This window comes from Rhodanobacter fulvus Jip2, from assembly GCF_000264315.1.
In the GTDB taxonomy this organism is placed as follows: domain Bacteria; phylum Pseudomonadota; class Gammaproteobacteria; order Xanthomonadales; family Rhodanobacteraceae; genus Rhodanobacter; species Rhodanobacter fulvus.
Genome location: NZ_AJXU01000099.1, coordinates 1 through 207, shown reverse-complemented (window position 1 = coordinate 207; position 207 = coordinate 1). Strand labels below are relative to the sequence as shown.

General features: G+C 45.9%; 1 pseudogene. It reads left to right on the top strand.

The annotated features are described in order from the left end of the window. Window positions 1–207: pseudogene (locus UU9_RS18215) on the top strand (hypothetical protein); the annotation flags it as partial.

Genomic DNA, 207 nt, shown 5'->3' with positions numbered 1-207 from the left:
CAGAAAGCCCTCGATAAACTTGCTCAATACTTTGACCTGTTCCCGGATAAGTTCCAGCGGAAGATTGAGGAAGCAAAACTCAAAATAGCACAGCAGAAGCTTGAGCTCGAAAAACTAAAAGCTGACACAGGAGAAGACGAAGAAGACGCGGACGATGGTTTCATGGAAGCTTTGAGAGGGAAAGCGAAAGAGGTGTGGACTGATGAA